6 protein-coding genes and 4 pseudogenes are annotated in these 10658 nt (G+C 65.0%); 2 read left to right on the top strand and 8 right to left on the bottom strand.

Going from position 1 to position 10658, the window contains the following annotated elements; all coding sequences use genetic code 11:
• From J5X86_RS49610 to J5X86_RS49575, 7 genes and pseudogenes are all read right to left on the bottom strand, one after another.
• A partial coding sequence (locus J5X86_RS49610; RefSeq protein WP_243983341.1) for an NAD(P)-binding domain-containing protein occupies positions 1-277 on the bottom strand: 277 nt, incomplete at its 3' end.
• A gap of 144 nt (positions 278-421) precedes the next feature.
• Positions 422-2062 (bottom strand): glucose-6-phosphate isomerase, encoded by a 1641-nt coding sequence (gene pgi / locus J5X86_RS49605; RefSeq protein WP_208523151.1) that lies wholly within the window; start codon positions 2060-2062, stop codon positions 422-424.
• Positions 2063-2092: 30 nt separating this feature from the next.
• Positions 2093-3166, bottom strand: a complete 1074-nt coding sequence (tal, locus tag J5X86_RS49600; protein ID WP_208523150.1) for a transaldolase — start codon at positions 3164-3166, stop codon at positions 2093-2095.
• A gap of 9 nt (positions 3167-3175) precedes the next feature.
• Positions 3176-3639: pseudogene (locus J5X86_RS51810) on the bottom strand (hypothetical protein).
• Between the two features lie 220 nt (positions 3640-3859).
• Positions 3860-5004, bottom strand: a pseudogene (locus J5X86_RS49585) (glycosyl hydrolase family 65 protein).
• Positions 5001-5721: pseudogene (locus J5X86_RS49580) on the bottom strand (HAD-IA family hydrolase). The pseudogenes J5X86_RS49585 and J5X86_RS49580 overlap by 4 nt, the downstream one beginning before the upstream one ends.
• A 256-nt stretch (positions 5722-5977) precedes the next feature.
• Positions 5978-8218, bottom strand: a complete 2241-nt coding sequence (locus J5X86_RS49575; RefSeq protein WP_208523149.1) for an FUSC family protein — start codon at positions 8216-8218, stop codon at positions 5978-5980.
• A gap of 451 nt (positions 8219-8669) precedes the next feature.
• Between J5X86_RS49575 and fbaA the strand changes: the two genes are divergently transcribed.
• Together fbaA and J5X86_RS49565 are read left to right on the top strand one after the other, a co-directional pair.
• Positions 8670-9692, top strand: coding sequence for a class II fructose-bisphosphate aldolase (gene fbaA / locus J5X86_RS49570; RefSeq protein WP_208523148.1), 1023 nt, complete (start codon positions 8670-8672; stop codon positions 9690-9692).
• A 165-nt stretch (positions 9693-9857) separates the two neighbouring features.
• A complete protein-coding gene (locus J5X86_RS49565; RefSeq protein ID WP_208523147.1) occupies positions 9858-10325 on the top strand; it encodes a YkgB family protein in 468 nt (155 codons plus the stop codon).
• A gap of 151 nt (positions 10326-10476) precedes the next feature.
• Here the strand turns inward: J5X86_RS49565 and J5X86_RS49560 are convergent.
• A pseudogene (locus tag J5X86_RS49560) lies at positions 10477-10658 on the bottom strand (transposase); the annotation flags it as partial.

Raw genomic sequence — 10658 nt, 5'->3', positions numbered from 1 at the left:
CGTCCGGGTCGAGGAGGTCGGTGAGCTGATCGAGGGTGGACTGTACGACGGCGGCGGGCAGCATCAGCCAGACGGCACGTGGCCGCTCCAGCTTCGCCACCAGGTCGCCGAGCGAGTGGGCGGCGACCGCGCCCTCGCCTTCCAGCTCCCTCACCGCGCTCTCGTTGACGTCATAGACCACACAGCGGTGGCCGTCGCGCGTCAGCCGGCGCACGAGGTTCGCGCCCATCCGGCCGAGCCCGATCATGCCGAGCTGCATCGGGGTGTCAGTGGCCATGGCTGCTCTCCTCTAGCACGTGTTGTCAATTGATCCGGCTTGATGGCTCACTACGGGGGTGACGCGCCTCGTATAGACCGAGAAGACGGGAATTCGCCTGATATCTATCGGTCGTGGCTGTAGGTGCAACATCTCGCGGGGCTCCTAGCGGTGCCCTCGGTGTTTCAGGGCGCGGTAACGGCGGATGAGCGCATTGGTCGACGAGTCGTGGTCGAGTTCCGGCTCCGCGGCGGAGGTGAGTTCGGGGGTGATCTGGACGGCGAGTACCTTGCCGAGTTCCACACCCCACTGGTCGAAGGAGTCGATGTCCCAGACCGCCCCCTGGGTGAACACGCTGTGCTCGTACAGCGCGACGAGTGCCCCGAGCAGACGGGGTGTCAGGATCTCGCCGAGCAGTACGTTGGTGGGACGGTTGCCCTCCATCACCCGATGCGGCGCGACGTCGGGCGGGGTGCCCTCGTCCCGGACTTCCTGCTCGGTCTTGCCGAAGGCGAGCGCTTGAGCCTGAGCGAAGACGTTCGACGACAGAATGTCGTGGTGGTCGCTCAGTGGGTTGAGGCTCTTGCCGAAGCCGATCAGATCGACGGGAATCAGCCGGGTTCCCTGGTGGATGAGCTGGTAAAAGCTGTGCTGGCCGTTGGTGCCCGGCTCTCCCCAGTAGACGGGTCCGGTGTCGTAGTCGACCACGTGGCCGTCCACGGTCACGTGCTTGCCGTTCGACTCCATGGTGAGCTGCTGTAGGTAGGCCGGAAACCGTTTCAGATACTGTTCGTAAGGCATGACGCCGATGGTCTGGACCCCGAAGAATTCCACGTACCAAACGGCGAGGAGCCCCATGAGCACAGGGAGGTTCGCCTCGAGTGGAGCCGTGCGGAAGTGTTCGTCCATGGCTCGGAAACCCGCGAGCATGTCGTGGAAGTGTTCGGGCCCGATCGCGATCATGGTGGACAGGCCGATGGCGGAGTCCATCGAATAGCGACCGCCGACCCAGTCCCAGAACTCGAACATGTTGTCCGTGTCGATGCCGAAATCCGCTACGCGCTGGGCATTGGTCGAGACCGCGACGAAGTGCCGTGCGACCGCCTCGTCGCTACCGAGCGCACCCACCAGCCAGTCGCGTGCCGAGCGGGCGTTGGTCAGGGTCTCCAGGGTGCCGAAGGTCTTGGAGGAGATGATGAAGAGAGTTTCCTCCGGGGAGAGGTCGCGGGTCGCCTCCACGAAGTCGGTCGCGTCAACATTGGAGATGAAACGGAACGTCAGGTCACGCTGGCTGTAGTGGCGCAGTGCCTCGTACGCCATGACCGGCCCGAGGTCGGAGCCACCGATGCCGACATTGACGATGTTCTTGATCGCCTTCCCTGTGTGGCCTCTCCACTGGCCCGACCGGATGCGCTGGGCCAATGCGGCCATGCGGTCCAGGACGGAATGCAACTGGGCGACGACATCGACGCCGTCGACGACGAGCGAGCGCCCGCGCGGCATGCGCAAGGCCACGTGGAGGGCCGGACGGTCCTCGGAGACATTGATGTGCTCCCCGCGGAACATCCTGTCTCTGCGCTCCTCAAGTCCGCACTCCCGGGCGAGCTCGCACAGCAGTCGCACCGTCTCGTCGGTCACCCGGTTCTTGGAGTAGTCCAGATACAGTCCTGCCGCTTCCGCGCACAGGCGCTCACCACGTCCCGGATCTTGGGCGAACAGCTCACGCAGATGGGTAGTTCCGATCTCGGAGTGATGTTGCTCGAGCGCTTTCCACGATGGCTGTTGCCGGAGGGGGGTAATGGACATCTATCGGCCCTCACATCAGGTCGGACTGGGTCAGACAAGGGCCTCTCGTTGCGCGGAGATACACGCCAAGAGGTCGTTCCAGGAGGCCGCAAAGGACGCCGCTCCGTCGCTTTGGAGTTTCGCGGCAAGGGCGTTGACATCCACGCCCGCGTCAGCGAACCGCGCGAGCACCGCGTCGCAGCCGTCCCCATCGGCCGGCAAAGGCTCGCCCACTTCGCCGTGATCGTAGAAGGCCTCGAGTGTCTCATCGGGCATGGTGTTGATCGTGAACGGCGCGGCGAGTCCGTGGACATAGAGGGTGTCCGACGCTGCGGGGTCCTTGGTACGGGTGCTCGCCCACAGCAGCCGCTGCATGCGTGCGCCTACGTTCTCCAGGCGCTGTGCCCGGTCCCCGTCCATCAGCATGCGATAGGACCGGTAGGTGTCCTGGCCGACGGCGAGGCCGAGTCGGTCCCGCAGATCGTCCGGCACCTTGCCGCTGACGGCCGAATCCCACCGGGACATGAAGACCGAGGCCACCGAACCCACCGCGGGATCGAGTGCTTGCTCGGCCCGCCGCTCGACCCCGGTCAGATACGCGTTGGCGGCGGCCCTGTAGTGGTCGGCCGAGAACAACAAGGTGACGTTCACCGGTATACCCGAGGCGACGCACTCGGTGATCGCCAGGAGTCCTTCGGCGGTGCCGGGGATCTTGATGAACAGGTTTTTCCGGCCCGCTCGTGCGTGCAGTTCCTTCGCCGCTTCGATGGTCCGCGCAGTGTCGTAAGCCAGAAGAGGCGACACCTCCAGCGAGACCCAGCCGTCCATGCCGTCCGTTCTCTCATGGATGGACAAGAACAGATCCGCGGCCCGCTGAAGGTCCTCGATGGCCAGCTCGAAGAAGAGCTCCTCATCGGTCAGTTCGGATGCGGACTTGGCACGGATCGCGTCATCGTATCCGCCAGAGGAGATAGCCTTGTCGAAGATCGACGGGTTCGACGTCAGACCGGTGACTGAGTAGCTGTCAATGTAGTGCTGCAGTTGCCCGGAGTCGAGCATGCCGCGCGTGATGTTGTCCAACCACAGGCTCTGCCCGAGTTCGTGCAGGGATTGAGTCGCTTTCACGTGTGTCTCCTAGCCCTGTGACACCAGCTCGCGTGCTGCCCGGGCGACACGCTCAGGTGTGAAGGCGAACTTGTTGAGCAGCTGTTTGAGGGGCGCGGAAGCGCCAAAGCTGTGCATACCTGCGATCGCTCCACGGTCGCCGACGTACCGCCCCAGCCGAGCGTGGAGGCCTCTTCGACCACCACCCTGGCAGTCACCGTGGGCGGCAGCACCTGGTCACGGTATTCCCGTGGCTGGCGGTCAAACAGTTCTGTCGGGTGCAGCAGCGACAACAGCGCAGAGGCATGTAGGGAGCGATCCGGGTCCGGCCAGATCGGATCGGCGGGATCGAAGCGCAGGAGCCGCTGCCACAGCGGGAGGGCGACGGGTGCCATGCCCCTCGCAGTTCCGGGACGCCCGGATTCGGCCTTCCGGATCGCGTCCATACACAATCTACGAATCGGGTTCACCGACAGCGTGTCCAGGTCGGTCATCGCTCAGCCGCCCTCCATGCTCCGAGCGGAATGTCTACGGTTGCACTGCGTCGACGAGCCTGCCCGAGAAGCCGGAGTAAAGCGGCCGTGCGATGAGGCAGGTCACCGGTTCGGGGAGGACCGCCTGTGCAGGCAAGATGCTTGAATGCTGGCCGAGTGCGGGTCGTCTCGCTCACCCACTCCTGCCAGCCTAGGAGCGCCCGTGCCCACCCTCAACTTTTCATCCGGCCCCAGCCTCTGCTTGTGTCCGCGCAGGTCGGGCAGGGGCGGGGCGCCCGGGGTTGCGTCCGGGCGGCTGGGAGGGCTCAGGCAGGACGATCGGCGGTTCGACGGGCCGTGTCTGCTGGGTGCCGCGCGATATCGTCAGCGGCTCCCCGCAGTGTCTGATCTGAAGCGGTTCTCCCTCCACCAGGGTGTATGTGACCTGGGAACTGGTCATCTCGACTCTGAGGCACCGCTGCCGCACGTGGATGAGAAGACAAGCCGGCTGAGCCTCTCGGGCAGCCTGGGAGCGAAATGCAATGTTTCCTCGCGGTAGCGCATCCCCCCGAAGCCCACTACCAGGGCAATCCAGGAGCCCGTCAGCGAGGCGATGTGCAGGCCGTTGCGGGTGTTCTTCTCCAGATCGTCCAGGTCCATCAGCGCTGCTTCCCCGAGGTAGTCGTAGGCCAGGCGCAGATGCCCCACCTCGGCGGCGATCGCCGCCTGGACGCATGCCGACAGCGAGGAGTCCCGAACGGTGAGCGGCTCGTAGTAAGCGAAGTTCCGAGCCTTCTGGTCCTCGGCGAAGGCGTCCCCGCGCCGGTACATCGCCAGCACCAGGTCCGCCTGCTCGATCGCCTGCTTGCGGTACAGCTCGAAGTAGGGCTAGTCGTCGGGGCCGGTGGCGGCGAAATCCCACACCAGGTGGCGGGTGAGGCCCGCAGACTGCTCGTGGATCCCCAGTGCGGCGCTGTCGGCCCGCTGAGGGAAGGAGACCAGGCCGGTGGAGCGCACACGCACGGCCTTGCCGGCAGGCGAGGTCCATTCGCACACGCGGTGCAGCAGCCCGCCACGCAGATCCAGCACCCGCTCGTGCGATCGCAGCGCTCCATAGCGCAGGTCGAACGGCTCGCCGTCGACCAGCAGACGGATGAGCTAGCCGTTGATGACCGTCTGGCCGGACTCGGGATAGCCGTAGCCCGCCTCCGCGTATGGCAATGGATGCAGCTCGTGGACGCCGTTGAGATAGCTGCCGGGCAGGCCGTGCGGCTCACCCTCCTTGGACAAGACGAAGACGGATTCGCTCTGTGCCAGAACGTCCCAGTAGAGCCCGGTCTCGCGCACATGCCAGGGCTCGACCACGTAGGCAGAATGCGTAATCACGCTCTGTCCTCCACCAGCTCGTCGAGGCCACCCACGACGACGTCCGCGCCGTGCTGGTGCAGCGCGTCAGCCTGACCGATCCGACGACGTATCCGAAGTGGCCTGACCGTCCAGCCTCCATGCCGACGAGCGCGTCCTCGAAGACCGCGGCCGCGCCGGGCTCGACGCCCCGGTCATACGCAGCTTCGAGGAAGGTGTCCAGGTGCGGTTTGCCGGGCAGCTTGCGCTCGACGGCGACGACACCATCGATCCGTACGTCGAACAGTCCCTCGATCCCGGCCGACGCCAGGACATCATGGGCGTTGGCACTGGAGGAGACCACGACCGTGGACAGTCCGGCCACCCGCACGGCCTCGACGTAATGGACGAGCCCGTGTACGCCTCTACGCCCTGCATGGGATCTGCTCCAGCAGCAGGGCGTTCTTGCGGTTCCGAGACCGTGCGCGGTTTCCAGCTCCGGAGGGTCATCGTCCGAGCCTTCGGGCATATCGAGGCCAGGAATGCCCGTACGCCGTCGGCACGCGGACGGCCGTCGACGTACTCCTCGTAGTCAGCCACTGCATCAAAGGGCCGACAATCCGGGCCTTCCCGGCGGCGGAGGAATTCGTCGAAGGACTCCTTCCAGGCCGCCGCATGCACCACCGCAGTCTTGGTCAATACCCCATCCAGATCGGACAGACACGCGTATATAGCATCTAGAATACCCAGTCTTGACATGATTTGCCATGCCCGTTCTGCTGCTCGTTAATCCCCGAGTCCGTGAACAGCAATACCGACAGGTCGGCCGTCGGAGCAGGCCCCGGACGAGACGACATCGCGTAAGTCGCAGGCGATGAGGGGCTCCTCGAAATCGGCAGTGATTCTCTTCCTGTCAGTTGCTTCGGCCTTGAACAATGTGGGGATGGTGCCGACATTGACCGTCAGGATCGTGGACTACTTCAGATACCGCTGGTTGGTCACCTGGAACCGGGGTTCATCCTTGACTGGCCGAGGCTCGGCGTCCGCCAAGCCATGACCAGGGCAGGCACTGCCGAGACGCTGCTTGCGCGGGTCCCAGGATTGTTTCCTGCAGGCGTCTGACGGCATCGATGTGGTCCTCGGTCCATATCATCTTCACGGCTGCTGCGGTTCCACGTCCATCCGCTTCGCTGAGGTCGCGGCGCACCGCCTGGACGAGGAGGCAGGTAGGGAGCCGGCTTTCGATGCGGTCGGGAACGGTGCCCGTGCCCGCCAGCGCTCGCGCTGTCTTCTCGTACCAATCGACAAGCGGCACGCTTGCCTCAAGGACCTCTGCACGTTCCGCGGCATGATCCCCTTTGGACGCCGAGTCCTCGCCCCTCCAGAGGTGGAGGACGGCGTCGGCTGTGAGCCGGATGATGACGCCCGCGTTGATCAATGTTGTTACACCTGCTAGGGGGACGTGCTTCGTACCGCGTTCAGCGAGGAAGCCGCGGAAGGCTTCGTCCAGTCGGCGTGCCGCCGATACAGCACGGTCTCTGTCGTCGCTTGGTATCGGAGCCGTCGGCACGCGTGCGTCGTAGCGGGTGAGGCTGCATTCGATCGCGCTGCGCAGGTAGCGAGCGCTGTCGGAGAAGGTCTCGGACAGGGCCTTGCCGAGTGTGGAGCCTGCCCCCCGTGGCCAGAACAGCCCCCCGGCCACGAGGCTCACTGCGCAGCCGATGGCCACGTCCTCAAGGCGGACGAGCCCGACGTTCCATCCCCCGGGCTCGACGATGTTGTACAAGATCAACAGTGCGGTGCTGAAACCGGCCTGGCTGACGGTGAACGAGACAGCTTCGGGTGCGATTCCGGCGAAGGCCACGGCTGGCGGGAGTAGCAGCCAGAGGGCTATGGGGTGCATGCCCAGAGCGATGATGAGCCCTCCGCCGATCAGGAACCCGACGGCGTTTCCCAGCAAGCCGCGTAGGGCGTTCTGCCCGGTGTTCAGCGCACTGGAGCGCAACACGGTCAGCGCGCCGAAGACGACCCAGAACGCATGTTGGACGCTGGTGAACTCGGCCACGAGCACGGCGAGGCACAAGGCGGTCGCCCCGCGCACACTGTTGTGGAGCCACACCGAATGCCGTTCGGCCTGCGCACTCACGCGTTCCCGCGCGGAGGAGAGCGGGGACTCCACCCCCTCGGTCCGACACCCCAGAAGGTGTTGCCACCAGCTACGCTGATGGGCGGCCACGGCGACTTGGATATTCACGGAGATGGCCGAGATCGCGCAGGCCATCTGCTGGGCGTGAAAGCTCGGCTGCAACGACCTGACGAACTCCGACACCGCCACGTCCGGAACCGCCCACGGGGATGTCTCGCCGCGGTGTAGTGGAACGAGAGACGTGACCGTGCGCTCCATGGCTGCCCGTGCCTGTTCCAGACGCCTCAGACCGGCGTCCAGCTCGCTTGGATCGCCGACGACTGATTCCAGCAATACAGCGCCCCGCTCCAGCAGAGCCGCGGATTCCAACTTCACTGAGCAAACCGCTGTCGCGGCCGGCCCGGGCTGAGACTCCAGCGGCGCTCGCTTGAGAATCGTATTCAGCCACACCACCTGGTCGATCACCCGAATCAGGGCGCGCGCTGCCGTGCTGAGTCCCGTTGGCCGGTACGACGTGCTGAAGAAGGACGCGCGCACGGCTGTCACGGCAGCGGCGGCCTCTTCGGTCAGCACGTCGAGCGCCGCTCTGCTCCGCGGCTCAAAATCTCTGCGAACGCATTCGGCCTCGGCGCGCAGCCGCCGAGCAAGCAACCCGCACGCGTGAGCGGCCGACAGCCGCAATGGCTCGCGGACAGGTGCAGGCCAAAGCACGGCGATGGCGATCAGCGAGGCCGCCCCGCCCAGCAGCCAGCCGCCGAGTCGGTCCGGGATCGAACTCACCGAGCCAGGCATCGTGACCGGCAAGATGAAGCTCACAAGGAGGGCGGTCGTCGCGCTGGCCAGCACAGAGCTGACCACGCCGACGAACAGAAGCGTGGAGGCGATGGCGAGGGTGGCCGCCGCAGCGGCCCAGATCACCTGGGACGCCAGTGTTCCCAGGCAGACCAAGACGGCCCCGGACAGCACCAGACCAGTCTGCGCTGACAGCCGTACGTGCATCGGACCGCTGAAGTCAACAAACAGCAGGCCTGCCAGGGCACCAAATGCCGCGAAGATCGCAAAATCCCGGTCGCCGACGAACTCGACGGCAATCGCTACGACTGCGGGCATGACAACTCCGATTCGCACCGCTCGTCGCAGCGTCGAAGGCCCTGCGGCGCGAGCACGGAACCATCGAAAGATCCGCATGTACGCAGGACCGCGATACCTCCAGTTCTCCGGAGAATCGAAGCCCCGTGACACCGCGCTCACGCCTTCCATTCTCTGCCCACAGGCAGCGTCCCGCATGAGCCGACTGGAATCACTGCTGCACTTGCACGCCGACTGCGCCGCGGAGGCCCCAAGACGCCGCCTGGGCAGAACGCAGAGGCCGCTCTCTGCTGCCCGGCCCACAGCCTGGCGGCCGTCGCTGACCTGGAGCTTCCACAGCGAAGCTCAGCACGAATGTTTCGGATGCTCGGCACAGTTACTGTGGAACTCTGGCCGGGGCCTACGAAGATGAAAGCTGATGGCGTCTCCGGCATCCCCCACTCTATCCCGCCGCACCGTAAGGAGCGGACAAATGCCCATCGCAACCCCCGAGGTCTACAACGAGATGCTGGACCGGGCGAAGGCTGGCAAGTTCGCCTACCCGTCTACCAACGTGACCTCGTCGCAGACGCTGCACGCCGCTCTGCGCGGCTTCGCCGAGGCGGAGAGCGACGGCATCGTCCAGATCTCACCTGGCGGTGCGGAGTTCCTGGGCGGCCAGTACAGCAAGGACATGGTCACCGGTGCCGTCGCGCTGGCGGAGTTCGCGCACATCGTGGCTGAGAAGTACCCGGTGAACGTCGCCCTCCATACCGACCACTGCCCGAAGGACAAGCTGGACGGCTACGTGCGCCCGCTGCTGGCGATCTCCTGGGAGCGCGTCGCCAAGGGTCAAAACCCGCTCTTTCAGTCACACATGTGGGACGGCTCCGCGGAGCCCCTCGCAGCCAACCTCGCCATTGCCCAGGAGCTGCTCGCCGAGGCCGCAAAGGCCAAGATCATCCTGGAGATGGAGATCACCCCCACGGGCGGTGAGGAAGACGGCGTCTCCCACGAGATCAACGACAAGCTGTACACCACGGTGGAGGATGCGCACCGCACCGCCGAGGCGATGGGCCTGGGCGAGAAGGGCCGCTACCTGCTCGCTGCCTCCTTCGGCAACGTGCATGGCGTCTACAAGCCGGGCCACGTCGTGCTCCGCCCGGGTCTGCTGCGCGAGCTGCAGGACGCGGTCGGACAGAAGCACGGTAAGCCTAACCCGTTCGACTTCGTCTTCCACGGCGGCTCTGGCTCCATGATCAAGAAGATCAATGAGGCCCTGGACAACGGCGTGGTCAAGATGAACGTCGACACCGATACCCAGTACGCCTTCAGCCGTGCTGTCGTCGGCCACATGTTCCGCAACTATGACGGGGTACTGAAGGTGGACGGTGAGGTCGGCGACAAGAAGGCCTACGACCCGCGCACCTGGGGCAAGGCCGCCGAGGCAGGCATGGCCACCCGGGTCGGCGTGGCCTGCGAGAACCTGCGCTCCGCGGGCAAGAAAATGAAGTAATCGCGCGAGGGCGTCCCCCCGACTGAGCACCGGCACCTCACCAGATAAGACGTCCTCTCAGCAAATGCGGAAAAGGCTCCGGGGTCGGCGTGCCAGTAGGTGGGACCTGGCGTACGCTGAGCAGATGCAGGGAGTTCTGCGGTGCACACGTGAAGGGACACCCGTATGAGAATGCGTTCCACGGTCGGTAAGAGCCTTCAGAGCACAGGATTCTCAACGATCCGCTATGGACTGGCGCTCAATCTCCTGTCGATTGGGCGGCTCAAGTTCGAAAATTATGAGGTCGAGAACATTCGGCCCTTGGTCACCGCGAGCCCTGTATTCTCGCGACTCCTCACCGGACTCGGCGAACAAAAACTGGCCAGGGTCATCGGTGTAACAGAGATGGTTACGGGATCTCTGATTGCGGCGAGACCGTTGGCGCCGAGAGCCTCGGCGCTAGGAAGCCTGGGGGCTGCTGGGATATTCGCCACGACTCTCAGTTTCCTGGCCACAACGCCCGAGGCATGGCAGGAGAGGCGCGGCGAACCAAAGCTCTCTCTCGCCGGCCAGTTCCTGGTGAAAGACATCGTGTTGCTGGGGGCTTCCCTGCTCACGGCTGCCGAGTCTCTGCAGGCGGGACAGCGCACGTAGTCCACAACGCGATAGCGACGAATCCCAGGGGCCTTTTCACATGTAGGAGTGAATTGTAGCTCGGGGGTGAATTGTGACGGCCGACTGTAGGCCTAACGAGCTCGTGCATGGTTGGTGGTGAGACGTCGACGCCTTCGGCAGGGCTCGGTGTTCACACCTGCCGTGTCGGGTTCAGGTCCGCGGTCTGCTGATGGGACAGCAGGCCAGCGATCGCCTGAACGGTGTCGCTCATGTGTTCGCGGCGACCGAGGTGGCGGGCCAGGGCCCGCCAGTTCTTCAGGTGGGCGATGCCGTGCTCGACCCGGATACGTCGCGAGGAATGCGCCTTTCGCT

This window comes from Streptomyces sp. NEAU-YJ-81 (assembly GCF_017592595.1).
Taxonomy (GTDB): Bacteria; Actinomycetota; Actinomycetes; order Streptomycetales; family Streptomycetaceae; genus Streptomyces; species Streptomyces hygroscopicus_B.
This window is presented reverse-complemented; position numbering and strand designations above follow the sequence as displayed.